This is a genomic window from Flavobacterium sp. (genome assembly GCF_031422135.1).
GTDB lineage: Bacteria > Bacteroidota > Bacteroidia > Flavobacteriales > Flavobacteriaceae > Flavobacterium.
Window position 1 is genome coordinate 1 of record NZ_JANOQD010000028.1, and the last position, 25,071, is coordinate 25,071.

Genomic DNA, 25,071 nt, shown 5'->3' on the forward strand with positions numbered 1-25,071 from the left:
AAATCTTTTCAAGGTTTTAAAACAAGAATTTTAGCTAAAATAACAGCATTAACTTTGGTGCAATTCATCAATAAATTTATTTTTGAAAGACCAATAAACAACATTAAAACACAAATAATTTAATTGCACCCAACGGGTTATAATACTAAAAATCGGCCATCTTGCCAAACCAAACCCGTTTTGCTACATTAAACAAAAACAAAATGTTAATCGAAAAACCAAACATCAAATTTGACTAAAGATTACTGCCAGCTATGTTTTTGTCTATGTTTTCAAAACGACGAAATCAATAAAAATAATTTTATAAAGTGGAGCCAAGAACCCACTCAAATAAACGGGGCGGATTCTGAAAAGCCAAATGAGTAAGAACAAATAAAAACAAAAACAAAATGAAAAAATTGAAACAAAGTTTATTTTTAATTGGATTAATGACCACTTTAACTGTTTCTGCACAAGAGTATAAAGTTGTAACAATAATTGAGTCAATAGTACCAATGGGTGCTGGTCGTTCAAGAATTATTGAAACCCAAGGAACACCTGATGTAAATGCGCTAACTACAACTCGAGAAGGAAATAAATCAAAACAGGATTTAATTGAAAGAGAAGATCTAAAAGAAATAGGTGAGAATATGAAAGAGACTAAGTTATTAAACTTTTATAGCTTAGTGGGTATAAATTTTGGCAATATTGCATCAAATGACGCAATAATAGCTGCAAAAATAAACGAGGTAGTCAAGCAGGGTTGGTCAGTTGCATTTATTACTAGCGGAGTTGAATCAGACTCTGGAACGAATGATGGTAAAGGAATATTTATTACAAGAATGTTTTTTGTCAAGAAATAAACAGGCAAAAATTCGACGAAAATACAAAAGGATGTGGAAATTACGGATAAATCACTATTAAACAAATATTTAACTTAATCATTTTATTGATTTTTACTACTGAAATTTCAGCAAACGGAATCTTTAATTTAATAGAAACCGAAATGGAAACTGGTAATTTTTGGAATGCTGAATTTCAAGAAAAAATGTTGTGGCAGAAAGAATAAGTCAACTATAATTTTATTAGATGGTGGTCAGTATTAAATGGAATGTCAGAAATTACAACTATCTTGTCCTAAAATAGGTTAAACAAAAGTGTAAAAAAATAGAAATCTCTTCTAAAAAATCATAATTACTAGGGGCAATCTTCCCTATTAGGGTCTTTACTATCAATTTATATTAATTATAAACGAGTTAGAAAAAAGGCTCCTCCTTTCTCTCAAACAAGCAAATGAGGACTGGGCTAAATGAAACACTCAAATATGAAACACAAATGAATGACAATACTAAAAGACTTTCACGATTAACAACAATTTTGACACTACTGCAATCAAAGCGGCTCTTGACAGCTTCCGAACTTGCCAACAAATTTTCAGTATGTAACCGGACAATTTATAGAGACCTAAAAGCATTAGAAGAAGCAGGAGTTCCAATTTTGACAGAAGAAGGCAAAGGCTACTATTTGATGGAAGGGTACAGAATTCCACCTATAATGTTCACAGAAAGTGAAGCCAACGCATTAATTACGGCAGAACAACTAATAGTGAAAAACAAAGACGCTTCATTAGTTGCAGCATTCGCGGAAGCAATTAACAAAATCAAATCAGTTTTACGAGACAATACAAAAGCGAAAGCCAACTTGCTCTCAAATCGAATAGCATTCAGATACAACATAGACAATAATCAAACCAGTAACTTTTTATCAACATTGCAGTTAGCTTTGACCAATTTTAATTGTTCAGAAATAGAATATCTTTCAAACGAGAAAAACGAAAATACCAAAAGGATTATTGAACCCTTTGCACTTTACAACACACAAGAAAATTGGGTACTCATAGCATTTTGCCAATTGAGAAAAGATTTTCGAGCTTTTAGATTGGATAAAATTCAAAATTTAAAAATACTTAATAAACAATTTGAACCGCACAAAATTTCACTTCAAGAATATTTTGAAATGTGTAAAATATAAATTTGACCCTTGACATAAGGTTGTCGCAACCCCATTATACTTTTGCAGAAGTATTAATTTAAAACTCAAAAAAATGATAAGAGTAAACAACAATTTTGCAGGAGCAATGGAATTTACAAGTTTCAAGAAAAAAGAAGCTGTAACAGATGATGAACTGATAAATGCAGTTAGGAAATTTGAAACGGTATTAAGTAAACAAAATGGGGTAATTTTTCACTGTCTAGTTCGTAACTTCAAAAATGACTATGCGAATGTACTTTTTGTAACAGAAATTGATGATTTTAAAAAAATAGAAGAAAACCTAATGCAACTTCAAGAAGCACAAGATTTTTTTAAATTAATTGATGAACAAAGCATTAAAATGGTATTTCATAAAATATTGAAAGATGATTTTGTCGTTCCAAATCATTTTTCGTGTGTGGAATGTGGAACTTTTGAACTCAAAAATAATAATGATAATCATAAATTATTGACAATATCAGAAAGTATAGAAAGAGAGTACTTAAACACTTTTGAAAATACAAAAGCACATTTTATAGGTTCAGTAAAAGAAAATAGATTTTCGGAAATAACCATTGGTGAAACTTTGGGCAAAACCAAAGAAATATGTTTTGGTTATTTTAACAATCCATTTTGCAAACCATTGTTGGAAATGGCAGACGAAACCACAATGGAACTTGATTTTTGGTATTTAATAGCATAACGAAAAATGACAGAACAAATCCCATTGGTTGATAAAGAATACTTGCTCGAAAAATTCCAAGGCAAAGGCGGTTGGACATTTGCAAAAATTCCTGAAATAGTACAAAACAAAAACACGCCTTTTGGTTGGGTAAGAGTTCGAGGAACAATTGACCAATTTGAAATTAAAAATTATAATTTGCAACCAATGGGAAATGGAAATCTATTTCTGCCCGTGAAAGTAGAAATAAGAAAAAAAATAAGAAAAAAAGAAGGCGACTATGTTCACATAGTTTTATTTGCCGACAATTTTCCAACTGACATTCCAGAGGAATTAAAACTTTGCTTAATGGACGAACCAAATACTTATGAAACCTTTTTAAACTATACAAATGGAGAACAAAAAACAATTATAGAATGGATTTATTCTGCCAAAACAGACGCAACAAAAGTAGAACGAATTGCTAAATCGATAGACAAAATAGCAAAAAATATATTGACCGACAAAAACGCCAGCAGGTAACAGCTAGTAAGCAATAGTCGGGAATCAGGCTTAATGGAAAAATGGTTTTGTATTTGGGAAATTAGTGAAAATCCGAAAATAATTGCTTTATTTAGCCCGACCATCGCCTACTAGCAAGACGTTGTGCGTCATTTTGCCCGAATGAACGAAAAACAAACAAAATATGAAATTATATTTTTTCCTTTTAATAGCAATAACATTAAATTCTTTTTCTCAAGAAAAAATAATAAACGGAGAAATAAAAGATGCAGTAAACAAAACTTACTTACAATATGCCAATATCGGAATTTCAAATAATAATACAGGAACTGTATCAAACTCTGACGGAAAATTTCCTATAAAAATTAATGAAAAAATTAATGAAAATAATTTGGTATCTTTTTCTTATGTTGGTTATCAAACTCAAACAATTGCCATATCAAAACTTAAATTATCAAATAACGTAATTGAATTAGACCCAGAGAAAAACCAATTAGATGAAGTTGTAGTGAAACTTGTAAAACCAAAACCAAAAATAATTGGAAGAAATTCAAAAGGTTTTGGACTTATGCACTTTAATTTTTAATTATTACGAAAAAGATGTTGATGATCGATTGAGCAAAGAAATTGGAATGAAATTCAAACTAAAAAAAGATTGCAAAATAAATGATTTAAATTTCAACATAAATTCTAATGAATTTAGTTCTCTGAAATTTAGGTTGAATTTTTATAAAATTGAAAATGGATTTCCAACAATACTTATTTTCGAAAAAGATATAGTTTTTGAAATCAAAGATGAATTTAAAGTTGGTTTAATTTAGACTTGAAACCATATGAAATTTATTTAGATAAGGAAACCGAGAATATTGTAATTACAATTCAATGGGTTGAAAGCAAAAAAGCTAACGAAAAAAGCAAATATTTTGGAATATCAACGGCAATGTCAGCGACAGAAACAAGTTTTTTCAGAGAAAAATCAATGGATAGTTGGAGAAAAAGTGGACAAAGTTTAAGTTTTTACTTAAATACAATGTGTAAATAAAAAAAACGAATTGACTCAATTTTTATTTTGCCAAATAAGCGGAAAACTTAAATTTGGAATTGTAAGTGGAAACCTAAATAGTGGAAACTTGAAAATTGTAACCGAAAACAGAATGTGCAAAGTTAGAACCGACCATCGGCAAGACAAAAATCACTAAAAGGAATTTATAATGAATATCAGAAAAGCAGACGAACAAAACGATTACGTCAAAGTTTGGGACATCTTTACAAATGTTATTTCGACAGGTGACACGTATGTTTTTGACCCAAAGACAAAAAAAAACAAATTAAACAAGCATTGGTTTGCTGACTATATGGACACTTTTGTAGCGGTTGACGACAATAATGAAATATTTAGGAACATATATTATCAAGCCTAACCAAATTGACCTTGGCGACCACGTTGCAAATTGCAGTTATATGGTGAACCCAAAATTTCATGGACGTGGCACAGGAAAATTACTTTGTGAACACTCAATAAAATTTGCCAAAAACAAAGGATTTTTAGGAATACAATTCAATATTGTAGTTAGCACAAATGAAAGTGCAGTAAAGTTGTGGCAAAGATTTGGATTTGATATAATTGGGACAACACCAAAAGCATTTAGACACCAAACCTTGGGACTTGTTGACACTTACATAATGTATAAAGACTTAACAACTAATAAATAAAACTACCGCTAACGGCTAGGGTTTCGTTGTGTGCGCAGCATGGACAATGTAACCCCTGTTGAACGGAACCAATTACACATCCCTTAAGAATAAGGAACTATTATAAAGTTTTGAGAGAGATCAAAGATATTAGATACTTCTTACTATAACTTATCGACATTTAACGGATTATCAATATTTTAAATTAAAATCAGTCGCCTTGAATTATCTTTAAAAATACAAAAAAAATAATTATTATCAACAATTTGAAAGTTGCTATTCAAGATACAGCTACCGTAGGTTTAGTTCAACAGACGTTTGGCGCAATTGGGGTTTTAGGCAAACTTTAAAGTTGGTTTTGTACTTGGAAGTTCGGTCTTAAATTGATATATTTTGCTAATCAAATCCCCAACTGACGCCAAGCCACGAGACATTAACAGACATCGCAAGACAGCCTACGCAAAACAACAGACTAACAAATATTAAGAGTGTATGAGCACTATTTTACGAAAACAAATAGAGAAAATCATTCAAATTTCTGACTCAGAATTTGAATACGTTTTGTCACATTTTGTACAAAAGAATTTTAAAAAGCATCAATTTATACTTCAAGAAGGAGAAAATGTGCCAAACGACTATTTCATTTTGAATGGCTGCTTAAAATCATACTTCACAGACAAAAATGGCAAAGAGCATATTTTGGCTTTTGGAATTCAGGACTGGTGGATTACTGACTATGAGGCGTACTACAATCAATCAAAAGCAACTATAAATATTGATTGTATTGAAGACAGTGAATTACTTTGCTTATCTTTTCAGAACAGAGAAAAACTTTGTGCCGAAATTCATAAAATAGAGCACTTTTTTAGAAAGAAAACCAATAAACGTAATGTTGCATTACAACAAAGAATACTTTCATTATTAAGCAATAATGCAAAAGAAAAATACGATCAATTACTACAATTATATCCCCAACTTTTTCAAAAAGTTCCTAAACAACTTATTGCGTCCTAATTTAGGTGTTACAAGAGAAACACTTAGCAGATTTAACTCTTCCTCAAAATAATGTGATGTACATCACATAAAAGTTGTGATTTATGTCCTTTTGCTTCCTTTTTACTTCATAGAACTTTGCGCCATTAATAATTTAAAACAAAATTAAAATGGCAAAATTTAAAATTCAAAAATCAAGTAGTACTGTAAACTGGACTGGCAAAAAGGTTTTAGGCATACATACCGGAAGCATTAATATTAAAGACGGCTTTATTGAAATGGCAGACAACCTTATCAAAAGTGGAGAAATCCAAATTGATATGACTTCAATTGTTATTACAGATATAGAAGACAAAAAATCGCACGATGATTTTTTAGCACATTTAAAAAACGATGATTTTTTCTCAGTTGATAAATTTAAAACTGCTACACTTACTATAACAGGTTCAAATAAAATCGAAACCAATAAATTCAAAATAGATGGAAATCTGACTATCAAAGACATTTCACATCCAATCAGTTTTATATCTTCGATTGAAATATTTACAGATACTTTGCATTCACTTGGCGAAGTGGTAATAGATAGAACATTATACAATATTCGCTACGGTTCGGGAAAATTTATTGATAACTTGGGCGATAAACTTATTTATGATGATTTTGTTTTACAATTCAAACTTATAGGACAAGCATAAAATCTAAAATAATATGAAAAGACGAAGTGCATTAAAAGCGATTGTTTTAGCAGGTGTTTCATTCAATTCGCTTTCATCTTTTGTGAATCAATCAACATTTAACAGTAAAAAGACAATGTGGAATAATACAAAATTTACAAAACTATTGGGCATAGAATATCCAATAATTCAAGGTCCGTTTGGTGGCGGACTATCGTCCGTTAAACTTACAAGTACCGTTTCAAACTCAGGCGGATTAGGTTCGTTTGGAGGTCAACCGTTTTCTTCAAAAGAAATTATTGAAACCTGTAACGAAATAAGAAAACTAACCAAAAAGCCTTTTAATATCAACTTATGGGTAAATGACAGAGATGAACGACTAGCAAGTTTTGGCGATAAAGATTATAAAAGACTAACAGATTTATTCAAGCCTTATTTTAATGAATTAGGCATGCCAATTCCAGAAAGACCAACTAATTTTGGGGCTAATTTTGAGGAACAAATAGAAGCTATTTATGATGCAAAACCAGCAATATTTAGCTTTGTTTATGGTATTCCTTCATCAGATGTTTTAGAGAATTGTAGAAGGCTAGGCATAAAAACAATTGGTGCTGCAACAACAGTTGATGAAGCAATTGCTTTGGAAAATGGAGGAGTTGATGCAATAGTTGCAACAGGTTTTGAAGCTGGAGGTCATAGAGTTTCTTTTTTAAGGTCGGCTGAAGATTCTTTGACAGGAACATTTTCACTTATACCACAAGTTGTGGATAACGTGAAAATTCCAATAATTGCAGCAGGGGGAATTGCAGATGCAAGAGGCATAAAGGCTGCATTAGCTTTAGGCGCTGATGCAGTGCAAATGGGCACAGCTTTTTTGGCAACAACACAATCTAATGCTTCACAAGACCATAAAGACAAACTTTTTACTTTGGATGCCAAATATACAACACTTACAAAAGTATTCACTGGCAGACTATCACGAGGAATTAGAAACAGGCTTACCGAAGAATTAAAGCATCACGAAGACTTATTTGCTCCATACCCTTTGCAAAGTAAGTTTATGGGTTTACTAAAAGCATATCCATCAAGCACTGATTCAAACTCAGACTATAAATCATATTGGGCAGGACAATCGGCTTTACTATTAAAACATCGAGATGCTAAAATATTAATGGAAACATTGGTAAATGAAATGAATAAAATGTAGCCAACAGGACGTAAGAGACGGACGCACAGCAGGGATTTTGCAAAATTGGGGCAAATTGCTAACTTTGAACATTTGAATCCCTAATCAACATATGCGATTTATTGAACATTTGTGTTTTGAAAAACACAACTTTATAAAGCCATAAAGCCTTAGCTGTAATTGTAAAACGACATTCTACAACTATCAACCGATTACAAATACGTAAACTAAATAGCAATTAACAACGACTTTTGGTCACAATCTCTGATAAAAATGATAAAAAATTACCTTAAATCATTTAATATTTTAACCGATGATGAAATTGGGAATCTCATTCATTTATCAACAAAGAGAGTTTTAAACAAGGCAGATTATTTTATTCGTGAAGGCGAAACTTGCAAAGATGTGGCGTTTATATTAAGTGGTACTTTGCGTTCCTTTTATATTTCGGACAAAGGAGAAGAAATTACCTATTGTATTACTTTTCCAAACAATTTAATGACAGCCTATTCTTCATTTATTACGGGACAAAGTACTGATGAAAACATCCAAGCAATTACTTCTGTTGAATTGTTGATAATTCCGAAAAATAAAATTGATGATTTGGCAATGAAAAATCCGAATTGGGTAAAATTCTTAAAAATTATTGCCGAGCAACAATACATCGAACTAGAAAAGCGGATATTTCAATTACAAAAAAATAATGCTTTACAACGTTATTCTGACCTAATTAAAAATCAACCAGAATATATACAAAACATTCCTTTACAATATTTAGCCTCATATTTAGGGATTACACAAAGACATTTGAGCAGAATTAGAAGAGAAATTTCTTTTTAGACATTTGTCCTGTATTTCTTGTTTTTTGACTTTTATTTTTGCGCATCATAAATATAAAAAAGATGGGTAAAAAAATTTTAATTATTGGCGGAACAGGATTGATAGGGCAAACCATTCAAAAAATGATGACTGAAAGAAATCCCAATCAAAAAATCATCATAGGAACAAGAAAAAAAAGTATAGATCAAAATCATATTCAAATAAATGTAAATGATTTAGAAACGTACGAGTCATTGAAAAACCATTCTATTGATCTCATAATTGTATGCACCAAAGATACCAATAATAATATTCTCAACTATGCCATAACACATAAAATTGATTATATTGATATTACAAAACCTTCGAGTGAATTACTCAAAGCATATCTAAAGATAAAAGATAGTCCAGTAGAAAGTAGAATTGTTTTTAGCTCTGGATGGATGGGTGGCATAACTCCATTATTACTTTATGCTACAGGTGTATTAGCAAACGAAATAAAAAAAATAAAAATCATAGCATATTATTCAACCAAAGACAAAGCTGGAAACAGTTCTGCTGATTTTATGGCTGAAAATGTAAGCAAACCATTCTTTGTTTATCAAAACAATTTGGCTATTGAAACTAAGCATTTTTTAGAAACAGAAAATCACAATTTTGATTTCGATAAACAAACTAGAAAGGTTTTTGATTTTGACATCCCAGATTTATATATTTTTAACCAAATAGAAAAAATTCCAAATGTAAGTTCTAAATTAACATTTGATTCTAAGTTTATTACATCAACTTTAGCAATTTTGCAAAAAATAAGCTTCTTTAAAATTTTAAATTTTAAAGAAAAAAAGCTGATTTTCGGTGGAAGCGGTAAGGGTGATATTGCTACTTTTGAAATTGTCTATGTAAAAAATAATTCCACAGAAAATAAAATTATTTTGAAATGCGAAAAAGGACAGTCAGAATTAACAGCTTTTTCTACTGTGCTTCATGTAGAAAAAATGTTAGAAAATTCAAATCCAAATGGCATTTATTTTAGCCACCAATTACACAAATCTCACCAATTTATTGATTCATTAAAATCAAACAACTCAATTATAATTAAATAGAAATGAAAAAAATTTTAATAATTAACGGACATCCAAATAAGGATGCATTCAGTTTTGGAATTGCGACAGCTTATAAAAATGGAGCAGAAAACTCAGGAGCAGAAGTAAAAGAAATAATAATTGCAGATTTAGATTTTAATCCTAATCTACAATTTGGCTACCAAAAGAGAACGGAATTAGAACCTAATTTAACCGATGCTTGGGAAAAAATAAAATGGGCTGACCATTTAGTGTGGATTCATCCTGTTTGGTGGGGTGGACTTCCTGCAATTACAAAGGGTTTTATTGACAGACTTTTTTTGCCAGGTTTTGCATTTCAATATAGAGAAAATTCCATATTGTGGGACAAATTATTAAAAGGGAAAACAGCACATATTATTACAACTCTTGACCAGCCAAGTTGGTATTATTGGCTTGTATATGGGCGACCAAGTGTTAATCAACTTAAAAAAGCAACTTTGGAATTTTGTGGAGTGAAGCCAGTGAAAGTAACATACATTGGTGTAGTAAAAACAGCAACAACAGATTTAAGAAAAAAGTGGTTAGTGAAAGTAGAAGAATTAGGAGCTAAACAAAAATAAAAAGCAAAAAAGCAACTAAAAACTATCATTCATAGCTATCTTGTAACACCTCTAAAAAAGTAAATATTAAAAATAATGGCACTATTCAAAAGCGCTACCGCATTCTACTACAAAAAATAACCAAAATATGGGATACTACCTAAAAAAATATTCTGTTAAGAATTGACAAAAATAATCTTCGTATAGGATAACATAATTTGATGCAATTTCATCTAAACTTGTCTCTTTTTATTTCTGGAATTGATTTTGTAAAGATACTCAATGAAATCTGGTAGTTCTATTAGGTTTAACAGCCCTTTTTGTTCTAATAGCATTTGGTTTAACTGTATTTGTTTAATGTGTCTGTGGAAGGCTATTTCTCCTATGATTTGCATTACAATCCAATTGATATTATGTTTTAAATCCTCGAAATGTTTTAGCTCGTTGTAATCGGGTAGGTAGATGTTTAATTTTATTTGCTTAGTTTCGATATTGTAGTCCAATAGTGCTATTTGTAATTCACTAATTTTGATTTCGTAGTTGCCACAATTACAGGGTTCGTCGGTACCGTTTATGAATTTTGTAGCATCTTCCAATGGTTTTATAAATGCCTGGGCGCTGAAGTTTAACAGCACCGGTGCTTGGTTTTCTAATGCAATGATTTTTGCGAATAGTTTGCGGTATCCGTTCCCGGTAAAAATAATAATGAATTTGTCATTGATTGTTTTTGGAGCTTTAATTATATATCCGATTCTTCGAGAAACATAATCCATTTTTTTTGTTATTTGGGAGAGGGTTTTTTCGGTATTGATACCGAGCAGGATTGCGTTCAAGATTTCTTGTTCGTTTTTTTTGAAATAGTTCCAAAAGGTGATGATTTTTTTCATGGTGAGGGATGTGTTTGTGGGTTTTTGTAAAGGGTTAATCGGTTAATTGTGTATGGGTTACACACCCATAGCCCATCTCAAGAGGGGAATTAGGAGTACTTTTCGATGAGGTATAGGTTTCATTATCGTTTGTCTTTGGTGGTTTTGTCGAAGGCGATTAGGTTGACCATATTGCGGAGACGGGAGCGGACTCGGTTGCCATATGCTGTTTCTATTTCGGTGGCGGATAGGTTTGTGGTGATGTGGGTTTGGATTTTTTTGGAGATAAAAATGTCGTATCTGGAGAGTATTATCTCTGCCATTACATTACACTCGTTACCGAAGTATTTGAGGTTCTTTTCGATGCCTAAGTCGTCGAAACAGTAATTTTTATGTTCTGCGTGGGTGTTGTGTCCGTGGCTGTAGCGGTGGATGACTTCGTAACCGACTTTGATGAATTCAAAGCTAATATCACGACAAGGTTTGAGAAAGAACTTTTTGTTGGGTTGTGGAACGTATCTCATTAATGTCATTAGGGTCGTTTTTCCACAACCGACTGGACCTGAAAGTAGTATTCCTTTGGCGAGGTCTATATCTAATTGATAACAAATTGCTTCATCCTCGAGGAAATAAGCAATGAGTTTTGTGATGTATGGTATGTCCTGCTCGAGAAAGTGGAATTTATTACCAAAGTCTTTTTTTCCCTTTTGTTCGAGCCAAGTGATTAATTCGGGGTAGTTGTGTTGGGTCATAGGTTTTAGTTTTCAGTTTTGGGTTATTCTGACCCTAAATCCCTCTCTAAAGGAGAGGGGTTTTGAGCACGTTTGTATTTAGTTATAGCGGTTCTGAATAGTCTTTGTCGTTTCCGATGTTGAGGTGTTTTGCTCTGTCTGGGAGTATTTCGTTGGGATTGAATTTGTTCGCATTTAGCATCCAGTTTTGCGCAGCGGCTTGCCAATCGACCATCGGGATTTTGCCACCAACTAGCCAACCGACACTGGAGAAGTAATTGAAAAACTTATTGGCTTCGAGTTCGGGTAAGTTTTGTTGGAGGAAATAGGATTTGACTTCATCGTTTGTTGGCTTCTCGTCCTTCGACTGCGCTCTGGATGACGCGCTCGAAGCGACAATATTACCTTTCTTTTTTTCGCGCAACTTTTTTTCTTCTTCATTTTTTTCTGAGATTGCTTCGTTCCTCGCAATGACATTCTCATCTTCAAAATTTTGAGTTTGCTCATCCAAGTTTAAATCTTTTAAAATGTTTGTTTTGTTTGTAATGTTTGTATTGTTTATAGAAGATACCAGTGCTTGTTCAGTGCTTGTACTAGTACTTGTATCACTACCTGTTTGCTGCTTGTTCAGTGCTTGTTCAATATTTGGCAAAATTTTTTCAGAAGTGCTTGCTTTTTTTTGAACTGGCTTTAGGTATTCTGAAAAATCAAAAAGGATCACCATACTTCCTTTATAGGGATTGAATGAGGGTTCGTATTTGACGTATCCTTTTTCATTTAATTCTCTCATACACTTGTGGTAGGTTGCCTTGGAAGAAATCTTGCTTATTCGCATCACTTCGTCTCTGGTAATGCTTATAGGATTTTGAAAGCGGTTGATATTCCAGAACTGAAACAAGGCAATGTATAAGCTGATATGGGTAGGGTTGAGGTTCCGATCCTGGATGATACGGTCGAAGAAACCGGTAAGGTGTTTGATGTAGTTCATTGTGGTTTATGATTTATGGATCATTCGGTTATATGGTTATACGGTTATACGGTTTTTCCTCACCCTATTTCCCTAGATTGCTTCGTTTCTCGCAATGACAGAGAGGGACTTGAGCTGCCTGTTATTATTTGAATAAACTAGGTATTGCGGATACTTTGTTTGTGTTTAATAGTTTTTCGATATCAGTATTATCGTAGTAAATTGTTCCGCCTATTTTGGTGTAGGTTAGTGTACCGTTGATTCGGAGGTTTTGGAGTGTTCCTGGAGAGATATTGAGGAGTTTGGTTACTTCTTTTGATTTTAGCCATTTTTTGATACTACTTAGTTCTGATGATTGTATCATTTTTTTGATTTCTTGCAATAAATCAATTTTGAATTCTAATAGATCTTCGGTTGTAATTATTGTTGCTGACATATTTTTTGTTTTAGATTAATACACTTTAGTTTGCTTTCACAAAATTCAGTAGCTTTTGTTGAAGTTTATCCCAATAGCTTTCGTAGTACCGAAAAGATTTAACATTAAAAACTAGTTAAGTCTAGATACTACTGGGTAAATAATTGCAAAAAAAAAAAATGGGTAGTTTATTTATTCCAGCAGTTCTGTTTTCTAGATTTTATTTTTGGAATATTTAAGGTATAAAAAAGCAGTAAATCCCGCTTCAAATAAGGTTTTACTGCTTGTTGTTTTTCGTAGTTACGATTTGATGGGAAAAGTATCCCTTGTTTTTCGTGTGTAGAACATGAAATTTTGAATTTTAAGTGCTTATGAAAACACACTCCTAACCCCTATAACTCCATTTTTTATTTAGTATTGGAGTCGTTGAATCTTCGATTTCAAGAGGGGAGTTTGGAGTGCTTCTAATATATTACGTCATTTCATATTGCTTTTTTAGAATAAAATTCAACATCAAGACGACACATTCGAGATTAAATTACTTTAGTATTGCTGTTTTTAAGCGTCTTCTCTTGCTATTTTTTGTTGTAAATTCAGGGTCAATTCCTCCAAAAATTTTGTCTTGCTACTTTTGCGGGCTTTTATTTCGGTGTAGGTTTTGTACACATTATCCAATTTAATGTTAAAAAAATCTTCAAAGGATGATGTTATCATATTAATATCAGCCGCACCATGATTGATCGCCCCGTTCGAAAACAAGGCATAGATCAATTCTGTCAAGGCTGTTTTTGGCCCTGTCCATACCAATACTTTGTGTTTTTTTTCTTCAAAGATTTCGGAATCATCTACTTTCAGTCTTTTTAGTGCTTGTCGGATATAATGAATAAAACGGTACATCGCTTTTACCTTAGCCCATAGCATATCTTGTGAAGTTGAAAATTCCGGAAACTGGTAATAATCGGTCATTGGTGTGAACGGAAAATTATTCCGGTGGTTTCGGGTGAAGAATTGATGATCCAAATAATTGTATCCTTGTTCCATATAATGTACAAAATCAGCATTGCGATAAAAGAACTTATTTATTTTTCGCAATTCTTTTTGGAGAAATTGAATTTTGTAGGTGTTGCCTGCTTTAGGCGTTCTCAATTCGCAGGAACGTACTTCGGTAAAATAAATTAATAAGCTCATTGGTATGGGCTTAACATTTTTAAAAAAATCAATTTCTTCAGGGACGGTATTGAAATCTTTCTTGTCGACAATTTCTTTTAAGTCCGATAATGTTTTATTGCATAATAGAATACCATTGCTTGCCTTGGTTAGCATCATTTCGTTTGCTTCTAAAATTTCATTGCAAGTAGCATTAAATGATTCAATTGTTTTTTTTAACATCTTTTTGAATTATTAGTTCACAATGAATTTAAGTTGTTTTTGTGAGCGATTTATAATCGTTTTGTAAGGTATTCATTGCTTCCATAGCGAAATTGTCTCTCGCCTGTACATAAGCCACTTTTGGAATTATTTGAGCACCTAATTTCCTTTTTTCAAAGGAAGCCGATACTCCAAAGTCTATTTTTGAAAATTGTAATTCATTGGCTCGCTTTATAGTTTGAAACAACAGTTGCCTGTAGATTTGGTATTCTTTAGCCCATTTATAGTCCATTCCCACCAATTCGGGTACATAAGTGTGATTGTCATTTTTGTAGCAAAACATAACTCCAATGATTGGTGTTTCGCTGTTGTTTTTTAGTGCCAACAAGATAAACTCCCAGTTGGGACTTTGATTCATATTTTCGAAAACCTCTTGAGGATACAGGAAAGTATTGATGGCATAATTATTATTTTTGACGTTACTGTAAAGTTGATAGGCTCTTTCGATTTCTATTTTGTCTAATTTGTCTTTTATTACCACATCATAATGTCTTTCAAATGGCAATATTTCTTTACTGAAATGTTTTCGGGAACGAGGAGATAATTCTTTTGCCAACTCCTCATAGGTGTTCCAGTTTTTATTTTCTATGACACAGGATTCGGGCATATTTATTTTGAAATAGCCTTGCTCTTGGATTGTTTTGTCGTATTTGTTGTGTTCTTCAAAGTCTCGCAGCACCAACATATCAGCGTTTAAAGCATTGTATTTTTCTTCTAATTTATCCAATAATAATTTCAAGGCTGTTTCAGCTAGAGGATGTTCTTGATTGATGTAGCAGTGTTTTCCTTCGGTGAATAAAGAGCCCATACCTAATACTTTTGAAGTGAGGTAAAGCGGATTTGTTTTTCTTATTTCTTCGAGTTGAAGGGATACGGATTCCGTTGCCAGCATATCGTCTTTCCAAAGACCATACGTGCAAAATGTCATTAGTATGATTTTACCCCCACTGTCTTTGACCGTGTAATAATAAAAATCCCATTGGTTAGTTGGGTCTGGGTGATGCTTGAATGTGTTTTCCAAATACATCATTCCCTCCCAATCGAAAATATTTTGTTTTCCTATATAGTGATTCCAATCTGATTTTACGATTTCATTGATAGAGATTTTTTCTACGATACTGAGTTCTTGCATTGGAGGTTCTGAAATCATTTCTGGTTTTTCAGCATGAATTCCAAAGGCTTTTCTTATTTTGTATTCACTGTTATTTGTTTCTTCCAAAGCTTTAGGGAAATGGTGTTCCATCGCTTCAGCCAATGCCTTGATGTCCTGTTTGAGATTGTGGGCTGATAGTGTAATTCTAATCCCGGTATTCTTGATAGGAACCGCTGGATAAATTCCCAGATTCAGAAAAAATCCTTCATTGAATAATCGATGCAGAAAGTTATAAGCCGTTATAGGCGTGCCCATTCCCAAGAAAAAAACCGGTGAATCATTTTTTGAAATTATAGGGAGGTTTCCGTTAGTTAGCAATTGGTTAAAGTAAGCAATTTTATCCGCCAAGTCTTGTTGGAGAATTGTTATTTCGGGTGATAAGTGGATGTCAGCTGAAGCAATTGCCGCCGCCACAGAAGCTGGCTCTAATTGAGCCGAAAAAGTTAAAGGCCCTCCAAAGTTTTTAATTTTATCTCTTAATTTCTGGTTCTTGCAAAAGAATGTTGCTCCACTGGCACCAAAGGTTTTACTAAGTGTACTTACGACAACAATATTTTCGGGTAGTTCCTTGATAGCGTCAAAAATAAAGCCTGTACCGTTTTTGCCTTTCCAGCTCATACCGTGGACATCGTCAAAATAAAGGTTGAGTTTAGGATATTTTTTAGTCAAATCTAATATTTCAGAGATTTGTGCATAATCACCAAACATGGAATATACACCGTCCGCCATATACCAAATTTTGTTGCATTTTGATGACAGTTTTTTGATTTTTTCTTCCAACATGTCCAAATTTCCGTGTCTAATCATTTCCACGGGAATACCTCTTAATTTGAGTAATTGGCAAGCATTTTGAACACTCCAATGCACCTGATGATCCATTACAACAGCATCTTCGTCCCTTATAAGTGTTGGGATAACTGCTAGATGACCTAATGTGCTGTTTTTGGTTATGATAGGAGGGATGCCATACATCTGTTCAATTTTACTTTCCAGTTCGCTATATAATGGATGCGAAATATAAGATTTTGATAGGGGAAATTGGGTACCATAATCCCGAATTGCCTGAATTGCCGCTTCCTTGATCCTGTCGTCTTGCTCCAATCCCAAATAGCCCGTTGTGCCGAAATGGAACATTTCTTTTCCCTTAATCTGGATCGTTCTACCTGTTAAAATTTTGTCTTCTGCATACAAATGCAATATCCCTTCTTTTTTTGCTCCTGATAAAACTTCATCGACAGTATCTATAAAGTTGTTGTGTTTGATTTTGGCCATTTTTTTGTTTTTTTATAAGAATTTGTTTATTATCCAAAAATTAGAATTTTTAAAATTCATTATAATATTTGATAATTATTTCATTAGATTATGTAATATTCCCTTTATGACAATTCATAATCCCAAATGGACATTAAATTAATCAATTTGCAATAAATTATACCTAATTGACAATTGTATTACTTAAGAATGTTTCTATTTTTGTTAAATTATAATATGAAATTCATAAAAAAATGATTGCAGCCCATGATTTTTATGAAAATGAATATGCCCAATTTTGGATTACCAATGGCATTCTCATTTTTGAATATAAACAAAACCTTATTCTTGGTTTAGAAGTTGCCCAAAACGTTGTTGCGGACAGGATCCGTTTTCAAAATGAAAAGGCTTTTCCTGTTTTGTGTGATGTAAGAGGTATCGTCAATACAGACAAATCAGGTAGAGATTATCTTGCCCAGTCGGGTTCCGTATTAACCAAAGCTGTCGCCTTGCTTGTTAACCAAAAAGTATCCCTCACCATCAGTAATTTTTATTTACGGATCAACAAGCCCACCGTACCCACCCAACTTTTCACTGATCCAGATGAAGCATTGGCTTATTTGAAGCAATTTGTGTAATGTTATGAGTATTCAGTTATGAGTTATAAGTATTGAAAATTAAATTTTATGGAAAATCCACATAATCAAGAGCGTATTGTTGTCCTTCATCAAATGCTATTTGAGATGGCTAGAGGTAATTTCAATAGTCGTATTCCATTGAGCCAGTATGACGATGAATTAGAGACTTTAGTTGTTTTAATTAACATGGTTGCTGAAGAAATGAAAGAAACCATCTTTCATTCCGGTTATGTTAATCCTCATACCACATATCGATTTATAAACCAAACTACCTTTATTTTAGACCCTTCTTTTTTAATTCAAAGTTTTAATCCACAGATTTCCAATGTTTTAGGATTTTCTGAATTGGACTTGCTTCATCAACCTCTTGAAATTTTTATTAGTCCTGAATCTATTGAGAAACTAACTTTTGTAAAAGAGTCATTACAAGATAACAAATCTTTTCAGACCATTGTCCCTCTGCATTTTCTTACCAAGGATGCTTTATACGTTTCAGCCGACTGTTAGTTTTGTAAACTATTGAATAAACCTGAAATAATTTTAAGTTTCGTTAGTCCATTACCACAGGATTCCTTTACTAACATTATGTTTGAAAAAGACAACGATACAGAAAAACAGCCAGGTTCCAGAAAAGTAGATGCCCTTTTGATCCAGAAATTATATGATTACATCTTGGCTCATCTTGAGGAACCACTTCCTTCCTTGAAAGCACTATCCCGTCTATTTGGTACCAATGAATATAAATTGAAAGATGGGTTTCGTCATTTTTTTAAAACAAGTATTTACCAGTTTTACAATGATGAGCGTTTGAAAAGAGCCCACTTAATGATTCAGCAAACTGATATTCCCTTTAAAAATATATCAGTGATGAATGGATTTTCCAATTACCCCAATTTTTCAAAGTCGTTTAAAAGACGATTTGGCTATGCCCCCAATGCGATTCAACGCAATAATTCCAGTTTTACCCTAGAAGAATAATTTTTAAGTTTTAGCTTTTTATCCTTTTTTATCAAATTTTCCTCCCGATAAGGAAAGTGGTTTTGTTTTGAAATCCAGAATTTTACGGAATCAAAACTAAATCATTACTTTATGAAACTATCTGTCCGAACACAAAGTATAATTATTGAGTTTATCACCATGATTTACATTCTATTGTTTGTTTATGCGGCAGCCAGTAAATTATTGGATTTTGAAAATTTTCAAGTGCAATTGGGACAGTCACCATTATTAAGTGCTTATGCGTACTTTATCTCCTATGCCGTTCCAACTTTCGAACTACTTATTTGTTGCCTATTTATAATACCACGATGTAGAATGATTGGACTATTTGCAGCTTATGGATTGATGGTAATGTTTACAGCATACATCTACATAATCTTAAATTACAGCTCCTTTATTCCATGCTCCTGCGGTGGTATTCTAGAAGACCTTTCTTGGAACCAACATATATTCTTCAACATTGCGTTTATAATTCTTGCCATAATCGGCGTATTAGTTAACAATCCTAAATATCAGGTTAAGAAATATATCATATTAGGAGGTGGCAGTATATTCAGCATTGGACTTGTTGCTATATTATTTCAACTTTCTGAAAACGTCATCCATCACCACAATAATTTCACTCGCAGATTTCCACACTTTCCAGCTGTTATAGATAAAGAAATGAATCTTTATGCTGATTCCTACTACTTTGCTGGTAGTGGTAATGGTAAAATTTATCTTGGTAACTATACTGCACCACTTCAAATTCAGGAAATCGACAGCACTTTAAAAACCAAAACAGTTCACAGAATAAAGCTCAATAAGATGAACCTGCCGTTCACTACAATTCAAATAAAAGTTCTTTCTCCGTATTTTTACCTTGTAGATGGTAATGTGCCTTGCATTTTCAGAGGCAAAACAACAGATTGGAAAGCATCTTACATAATGCGTGGTGATCCTTATTTTTCGCAATTCGCGCCCATTGACTCCACAAAAATTGCTTTCCGAACAATTTTAAAAAAGACGAAAACAAATACATTGGGTTTGTTTGATTTGACAGATACAACTTCTATAAAATTTGAACCTAAAATAATCGAAAAACAAATTGATGGCGTTTTTGATACCGATGGCCAAACACTCTATGATTCCGCCTTTGAAAAGCTTGTTTATATCTATACCTATCGCAACCAGTATAGTGTCACAGACAGCAATCTAAAACTACTAAATCGCGGAAATACAATAGATACTACTGCGCACGCCAATTTAAAAGTAGTAACAATATCCAATTCAGGTGAAACAAAATTAGCAGCACCACCATTAATCGTTAATAACACCAGCGCCGTTTTTAAGAACACTTTATTCGTCTCGTCTAATTTGCCTGGGAAATATGAAAGTCTGCTAATGTGGAAAAAAGCTGCCATCGTTGACGTATACAATCTGGAAAATCGCTCCTATTTGTTGAGTTTTTACATATATAATGTTGATGGGGAAAAAATGCGCAGTTTATATATAGAAGGTGATAATTTATATGCACTTATAGGTTCAAATATTATCATTTATAAACTCCGAAAGTCCATTACAGTGAATTTTAAACAAAGAATTCTACAATAAAAATATACCAGCTGGTTTCAGGGATAAGATTGAAAACCTGTATAAAAGAGTAAATCATAACTTTTAAATTTTACGATTATGAAAATCAAATTTTTTAAATTGATTCTACCATTAGCGGTTGTCGCTTTTGGTTTGGCTGGCGCGATGCATACTAATGCAATGGACAAAAAAGCGACAGCATTGGCAAACAAGTGGGGTTATACACATATCGAGGGACAGAACTGTGTTCTAACCAACGTGATGTGTAGAACCGAACCGGGTTCTCCTTGTAAACAGGGTACAGTGCAGCTTTACGATTTCGTGAGTACCTCAAGTTGCCCTAATCCATTAAATAAAATTCCTTAGTATTTTTATTTAAAAGAATAATGCAGTTCCGTTTGGAACTGCATTATCATTTTTTGTCTTAAACAGTAGTTCATAAGATTGTAAATACTTATATCATGAAAATCAGAATTTTTAAATTAGCCATACCAACGGCTGTAATTGTCTTTGGTATTGCTAGTGCAATCCATACCAACGCGATGAATAAAAAAGCAATAGTAGTAAATTAACAAATGGGGATACACACATTTAGAGGGCGAGAATTGTGTGCTGACAAACGTAATGTGCACAATTGGTGGAGGTCTTCCTTGTAAGCAGGGCACTAATCAATTTTACGATTTTGTAAGCACTGTAAGTTGTCCAAATCCATTAACCAGAAACCCTTAGTTTCTGAGTTTAAAAGAATAATGCAGTTCCTTTCGGGAACTGCATTTCCATTTATTTTACTTTAGGGGATTTCTATCCATTCCTTTTTTGGAGCATCTTTGAGATAATAGTCAAACCACTCCATAACTTTATTCACCAAATCCGACTGTGCGGCTGGGTTTACTAAATTATGATTTTCTTTGGGATATCGCAGCATGGTGACCTTTTTGCCCAGCCTTCTCATGGCCAGGTATAGTTCAGTAGATTGTGTTGATGCTATGTGCTGGTCGTTTTCTCCCGTCCACAGCAATAAGGGTGTACTAATATTGGGCACTCCATAAACGGGTGAATTGTGTATATACCCTTCCAAATTATCAAACAATGGTTTGCCCATACGATTGGTAAAATATTCAAACCTCCAACTCTCTGCCTTTTTATAATTTTCACTTATGGTTAAATATCCACTCAAATGATCCGTTTGTGAAGCACCTGCCACAGCGGTGGAAAACAGATTACTTTTTGTAATAATGTAGCTTGTTTCAAAACCACCAAAAGAATGACCCATCAATCCGACCTTTTTAGGATCGACATCTCCCTGTTGCAATACTTCATTGACAGCTGCTGTTGCACAAATTACTGCTGAATCCGCAGGATTGCCCATGATGTAGTCAATATCAGGCAGCAATACAAAATACCCTTTGGGAACAAAATTAAAGATACTAAACCCGTCATCAATAGTATTGGAAGGATTCCGGTAATAATACAATTGATTGGATGTCTTTTGATACACACGAACTATCATTGGATACTCTGTTCCTTTTTTATAATCGGAAGGATAATAAAGCAACCCTTTAAGCGGAACACCTGTGGCACCCATATAATTTATTGTGGTGACCTTTCCCCAAAAGAAATTGTCGTGTTGCGGGTTAGACTGATACACTGTTTTAGTTGTTGAACTACTTTTATACTGCAGGCTGGTAGGATGTTCATAATCTTCCTGAAGCCAAATATAGGATTCCACAGCTTCTGCCTTTTTCAGGTCATAGATACGATGTGCGCTAAACTCTAATGGCTTTTCTTTTCCGTTTTCCCAAAGGTAACAGCCCTGCATACGCTCATCAAGTGACAAAGCTTTAAGTACCAATGGTGTATTCAAATTAATTACATCTTCCTGATAAACTCCATTAAATGAATCTCCAGCGGCTTTTGTCTTGGTGATGCGATAAACAATGCTTTTTTCCCTTCCTTTGGTCAATCGTTTTGTTGCCGTTCCATCCGTATTCACTTCCCAAACATCACATTTATCGTAAATAACAATTGCCTTATCGTTTGGAGTCCATCCTGCAAAACCATAGGCATCCGGTTTGTCGCCAATGTCATTCGCCTCATCATAAAAAACAACATTCAATCCTTGAGTCAGGTTTTTATGCACTCCTGTAGCAATGTTGTAACTGTACCAATGCCCATCCTTAAAGTAGGCGATGTATTTCCCTGAAGGCGACATCAAGGTATGGTGCAATTCCGGCGAATGGCAGTGCAGCCATAACCCGCGTTCTTTTGTTGTTAGGTTTGTTAGGTAAAAGTCCCTATCCGGGGAATACCTGAACTGCAACTCGCAGGGCTCCATACTAGATGTTAACGCAAATTGCTGATTTCCCGATAACTTTACATGGGTTTCATTGGGCATAAACTCAAAGACCTCATTGGTATCGGGATACCAAACGGCTGTTTTTCTCCAATCGCTAAAGTTCCCATACTGCTTTTGCTCGCTGTAGAGTATTTTATCGTCACCATGCCATACCTCAACAATGGGATTATCAAATGAATTGTTTAGCTTGTCTGGCACTTCCTGAAAAAAGACGTTGCTGCCATCATCTGAAATTTTAAGACCACCGTAATATCCTGCTTCAATGTGCTTATCCTTCGAAAAACCTGTAGTCTGTTTTGGCTGTAAAATTAGGAGCTGTTTATCCTTAAATCGATATTGTGCCAATGCTGTATTCAATCCATCCACCTTTCCCGATTCGTTGATGGGTTGCAATACAACCACTAGTGAAGCATTATTATCCTGCCACACGATGTCGGTTCCAATACCGCTCGGGAATTGTAATTGTGTTACGGGTAAATTGCCATTTTCAATTGCTATAACAATTGCCTCACCACTCTGACCATTTTGCAGGCAATAGGCCAATAGGGTTAAGTCTTTATTAAACCGCCAGCTTGTTATATTTTCAATCTGTGAAGTTTCACCATTGGATAAATTCCTAATCGTAATTGTTCTTCTACCGTCTTTTGGGTTAGAAAATACAAACAGGTACTTTCCATTACTGCTAAATTCATAATTACTGACAGCTGCAAAGACCTCAAGTTTGCCATTCTTCAAATTGGTTAAGTTCATATCTTTTCCATTGGTACAGGCATACCAATCTTCACCACAAAATTTTCCCTTATTACCGAGCGGATATGAAAATGTTTTTTTTCCGTCTGTCGCTTTGACAAACAGCGTATCATTACTAGATTGATAACTAAGTGAATAACTGACCCATTCTCCTTTATTGGAAATATCCGAAATATCGAGGTTGCTCCATAAATGATAATCTTCCGGAGTAAGTTGCTTTTTTGGTTTAGCCTGCCCCATAACGGAGCAGGAAACTAAAACAAAAAAAAGGAAACATGAAATCCGCCAAATGGCGCTCTTATAACTAAATTTTATATCCATAACTTAATATCCCGGATTTTGCGGATTGAGATTCGGGTTCAAAATAAGTTCAGAAGCTGACAATGGTATCAACTTATCCGTATCGTTCCATCCCAGCTTAACAATACCCAAAACAGAATTCAGATTGTTGGTGCGCTTCAAGTCAAAAAAGCGGTTCCCATATTCAGTAAATAGCTCAAATCGTCTTTCTACCAATACAGCCGCAATAATATCAGTTCCCGTCATTGCAGTAGTGCCTGCAAGTCCTGCACGGTTCCTCACGATATCTAAATCATCTTTAGCCCCTGTCAGGTTGCCTTGGTGTGCTCTTGCCTCAGCACGTATCAAATACTGCTCTTCCAATCGTAGTACAATCGAGTACTCCACAGAACCGCCTTCCGTCAACGTGTTCTTGTATTTGTTAGGATAAAACCATGTAGAAGTTCCGTCTGTTATGGTACCTATCCAATGCGTTCTTCGCAGATCGCCTGCCGAAAAACTGTTTGCTAAATTGTTAGTCAGCGCTGATAATGGCGGAGGTCCCGACGTAAAAAGGAATGTACTTCCCTCTTGCGTATTATTATCAGGCAACGCAGGGCTAAACTGCCATATCGTCGATGGGCTGTCTTTCAGAAAAACCAGATCAATATTAGTGGCTAGAGTATATAACCCAGTGGCATTGATAACTGCGGAAGCATCGTTTGACGCTTCATCCCAATTACCCAGATATAGGTTTAATCTCGCAAGCAATGCGCGTACAGCATATTTATTCGGTCGTACACGGTTAGCACTCAAATACCCTTCCGGAAGCAAATCAAGCGCAGTGGTTAAATCCGTTTTAATAGCATCATAAACCGCCACGACAGGCATGCGCGTAACGGTACTATTTACCGCATAATCAGTCGTAGTGATATACGGCACATCACCATAAAGATTAACCAAATAAAAATGCAGCAATGCCCTAACAAACAAAGCTTCACCTTTAAGCTGGTTGCGGTTAGCAACGGCAAGAACAATGGAGTTTTCAGTCCCATAAATAACCGCATTAGCTGCGTATATATTATTATAACTGTCTGTCCACAGACTTTTCATGTCGCTCAACGAAGGTGTTAAAGCGTTCCTATAAAAATAATCGGTGCTGCTTTGCGGATATCCATAAAAGTCAAGTTCGTCACTGTAATTACCTAATTGATGCGACAATCCTGCTGGCGAACCGCTCAGTAAACCCGTATCGCGCATTTTCGAGTAGATACTTGTCATGGCGGCGTTCGCAGTAGCCATATCCTCAAAAACGGCAGGTGCTGTCAGTTGGGAATTAGGTAACTCCGCATCCACAAAATTATCGCAGCCAGAAAGCAGTAAAACCAAGCAAACCGATAACAAAAATTTAGCTGTTATATATTCAATAGTGTTTTTCATAATGTG

Annotated in this window: 26 protein-coding genes and 1 pseudogene; 19 read left to right on the forward strand and 8 right to left on the reverse strand. The window is 34.1% G+C overall.

Going from position 1 to position 25,071, the window contains the following annotated elements:
• The 14 genes and pseudogenes from RMO70_RS04135 to RMO70_RS04200 all read left to right on the forward strand — a co-directional run.
• Positions 1–123, forward strand: a pseudogene (locus RMO70_RS04135) (IS982 family transposase); the annotation flags it as partial.
• Positions 124–389: 266 nt separating this feature from the next.
• Complete coding sequence (locus RMO70_RS04140) at positions 390–842, forward strand: hypothetical protein (RefSeq protein WP_310555159.1); 453 nt, start codon at positions 390–392, stop codon at positions 840–842.
• Between the two features lie 472 nt (positions 843–1,314).
• Positions 1,315–2,010, forward strand: coding sequence for a YafY family protein (locus RMO70_RS04145; RefSeq protein ID WP_310555160.1), 696 nt, complete (start codon positions 1,315–1,317; stop codon positions 2,008–2,010).
• Positions 2,011–2,083: 73 nt separating this feature from the next.
• Positions 2,084–2,713, forward strand: coding sequence for a hypothetical protein (locus tag RMO70_RS04150; RefSeq protein ID WP_310555161.1), 630 nt, complete (start codon positions 2,084–2,086; stop codon positions 2,711–2,713).
• Positions 2,714–2,719: 6 nt separating this feature from the next.
• The gene (locus RMO70_RS04155; protein WP_310555162.1) at positions 2,720–3,214 is read left to right on the forward strand and encodes a YdeI/OmpD-associated family protein; all 495 of its coding nucleotides are present in this window, start codon (positions 2,720–2,722) and stop codon (positions 3,212–3,214) included.
• Positions 3,215–3,377: 163 nt separating this feature from the next.
• Positions 3,378–3,779, forward strand: coding sequence for a carboxypeptidase-like regulatory domain-containing protein (locus RMO70_RS04160; protein ID WP_310555163.1), 402 nt, complete (start codon positions 3,378–3,380; stop codon positions 3,777–3,779).
• A gap of 625 nt (positions 3,780–4,404) precedes the next feature.
• Positions 4,405–4,614 carry a hypothetical protein gene (locus tag RMO70_RS04165; RefSeq protein ID WP_310555164.1) on the forward strand — a complete coding sequence of 70 codons (210 nt, stop codon included), beginning with the start codon at positions 4,405–4,407 and terminating at the stop codon, positions 4,612–4,614.
• Positions 4,580–4,906 carry a GNAT family N-acetyltransferase gene (locus tag RMO70_RS04170; protein WP_310555165.1) on the forward strand — a complete coding sequence of 109 codons (327 nt, stop codon included), beginning with the start codon at positions 4,580–4,582 and terminating at the stop codon, positions 4,904–4,906. The genes RMO70_RS04165 and RMO70_RS04170 overlap by 35 nt, the downstream gene beginning before the upstream one ends.
• Before the next feature lie 471 nt (positions 4,907–5,377).
• Positions 5,378–5,899: a Crp/Fnr family transcriptional regulator gene (locus RMO70_RS04175; RefSeq protein ID WP_310555166.1), complete on the forward strand. Its 522-nt coding sequence runs from the start codon at positions 5,378–5,380 to the stop codon at positions 5,897–5,899.
• A gap of 149 nt (positions 5,900–6,048) precedes the next feature.
• The gene (locus RMO70_RS04180; protein ID WP_310555167.1) at positions 6,049–6,573 is read left to right on the forward strand and encodes a YceI family protein; all 525 of its coding nucleotides are present in this window, start codon (positions 6,049–6,051) and stop codon (positions 6,571–6,573) included.
• A 13-nt stretch (positions 6,574–6,586) separates the two neighbouring features.
• Positions 6,587–7,759 carry a nitronate monooxygenase gene (locus tag RMO70_RS04185; protein ID WP_310555168.1) on the forward strand — a complete coding sequence of 391 codons (1,173 nt, stop codon included), beginning with the start codon at positions 6,587–6,589 and terminating at the stop codon, positions 7,757–7,759.
• A 252-nt stretch (positions 7,760–8,011) separates the two neighbouring features.
• Positions 8,012–8,578 (forward strand): Crp/Fnr family transcriptional regulator, encoded by a 567-nt coding sequence (locus RMO70_RS04190; protein WP_310555169.1) that lies wholly within the window; start codon positions 8,012–8,014, stop codon positions 8,576–8,578.
• Positions 8,579–8,640: 62 nt separating this feature from the next.
• The gene (locus RMO70_RS04195) at positions 8,641–9,660 is read left to right on the forward strand and encodes a saccharopine dehydrogenase (RefSeq protein WP_310555170.1); all 1,020 of its coding nucleotides are present in this window, start codon (positions 8,641–8,643) and stop codon (positions 9,658–9,660) included.
• A 2-nt stretch (positions 9,661–9,662) separates the two neighbouring features.
• A complete protein-coding gene (locus RMO70_RS04200) occupies positions 9,663–10,241 on the forward strand; it encodes an NAD(P)H-dependent oxidoreductase (RefSeq protein WP_310555171.1) in 579 nt (192 codons plus the stop codon).
• A 212-nt stretch (positions 10,242–10,453) separates the two neighbouring features.
• On the opposite strand, the gene RMO70_RS04205 is transcribed toward RMO70_RS04200, so the two are convergent.
• The 6 genes from RMO70_RS04205 to RMO70_RS04230 all read right to left on the reverse strand — a co-directional run bounded on the left by RMO70_RS04205 (position 10,454) and on the right by RMO70_RS04230 (position 17,052).
• On the reverse strand, positions 10,454–11,107 hold the full coding sequence (locus RMO70_RS04205) for a hypothetical protein (RefSeq protein WP_310555172.1): 654 nt from the start codon (positions 11,105–11,107) through the stop codon (positions 10,454–10,456).
• A gap of 122 nt (positions 11,108–11,229) precedes the next feature.
• Positions 11,230–11,838, reverse strand: a complete 609-nt coding sequence (locus RMO70_RS04210; protein ID WP_310555174.1) for an ATPase — start codon at positions 11,836–11,838, stop codon at positions 11,230–11,232.
• Positions 11,839–11,920: 82 nt separating this feature from the next.
• Positions 11,921–12,607 carry a transcriptional regulator gene (locus RMO70_RS04215; RefSeq protein ID WP_310555175.1) on the reverse strand — a complete coding sequence of 229 codons (687 nt, stop codon included), beginning with the start codon at positions 12,605–12,607 and terminating at the stop codon, positions 11,921–11,923.
• Between the two features lie 322 nt (positions 12,608–12,929).
• Entirely contained in the window at positions 12,930–13,220 is a 291-nt protein-coding gene (locus RMO70_RS04220; protein ID WP_310555176.1) for a helix-turn-helix domain-containing protein, read from the reverse strand.
• Positions 13,221–13,757: 537 nt separating this feature from the next.
• Positions 13,758–14,588, reverse strand: a complete 831-nt coding sequence (locus RMO70_RS04225; protein ID WP_310555177.1) for an RteC domain-containing protein — start codon at positions 14,586–14,588, stop codon at positions 13,758–13,760.
• Positions 14,589–14,616: 28 nt separating this feature from the next.
• Positions 14,617–17,052: an aminotransferase class I/II-fold pyridoxal phosphate-dependent enzyme gene (locus tag RMO70_RS04230; RefSeq protein WP_310555178.1), complete on the reverse strand. Its 2,436-nt coding sequence runs from the start codon at positions 17,050–17,052 to the stop codon at positions 14,617–14,619.
• Positions 17,053–17,285: 233 nt separating this feature from the next.
• On the opposite strand from RMO70_RS04230, the gene RMO70_RS04235 reads away from it, so the two are divergent.
• The 5 genes from RMO70_RS04235 to RMO70_RS16885 all read left to right on the forward strand — a co-directional run bounded on the left by RMO70_RS04235 (position 17,286) and on the right by RMO70_RS16885 (position 20,606).
• Positions 17,286–17,669 carry a hypothetical protein gene (locus RMO70_RS04235; RefSeq protein WP_310555179.1) on the forward strand — a complete coding sequence of 128 codons (384 nt, stop codon included), beginning with the start codon at positions 17,286–17,288 and terminating at the stop codon, positions 17,667–17,669.
• 48 nt (positions 17,670–17,717) lie between these two features.
• On the forward strand, positions 17,718–18,176 hold the full coding sequence (locus tag RMO70_RS04240; RefSeq protein WP_310555180.1) for a hypothetical protein: 459 nt from the start codon (positions 17,718–17,720) through the stop codon (positions 18,174–18,176).
• 78 nt (positions 18,177–18,254) lie between these two features.
• Positions 18,255–18,647, forward strand: a complete 393-nt coding sequence (locus RMO70_RS04245) for an AraC family transcriptional regulator (protein ID WP_310555181.1) — start codon at positions 18,255–18,257, stop codon at positions 18,645–18,647.
• 111 nt (positions 18,648–18,758) lie between these two features.
• Positions 18,759–20,261, forward strand: a complete 1,503-nt coding sequence (locus RMO70_RS04250; protein WP_310555182.1) for a MauE/DoxX family redox-associated membrane protein — start codon at positions 18,759–18,761, stop codon at positions 20,259–20,261.
• Between the two features lie 78 nt (positions 20,262–20,339).
• Entirely contained in the window at positions 20,340–20,606 is a 267-nt protein-coding gene (locus tag RMO70_RS16885) for a DUF6520 family protein (protein ID WP_409025068.1), read from the forward strand.
• 424 nt (positions 20,607–21,030) lie between these two features.
• Here the strand turns inward: RMO70_RS16885 and RMO70_RS04255 are convergent, their stop codons facing one another.
• Positions 21,031–23,667, reverse strand: a complete 2,637-nt coding sequence (locus tag RMO70_RS04255; protein WP_310555183.1) for a prolyl oligopeptidase family serine peptidase — start codon at positions 23,665–23,667, stop codon at positions 21,031–21,033.
• A gap of 3 nt (positions 23,668–23,670) precedes the next feature.
• On the reverse strand, positions 23,671–25,065 hold the full coding sequence (locus RMO70_RS04260) for a RagB/SusD family nutrient uptake outer membrane protein (RefSeq protein WP_310555184.1): 1,395 nt from the start codon (positions 25,063–25,065) through the stop codon (positions 23,671–23,673).
• Between the last annotated feature and the right edge of the window lie 6 nt (positions 25,066–25,071).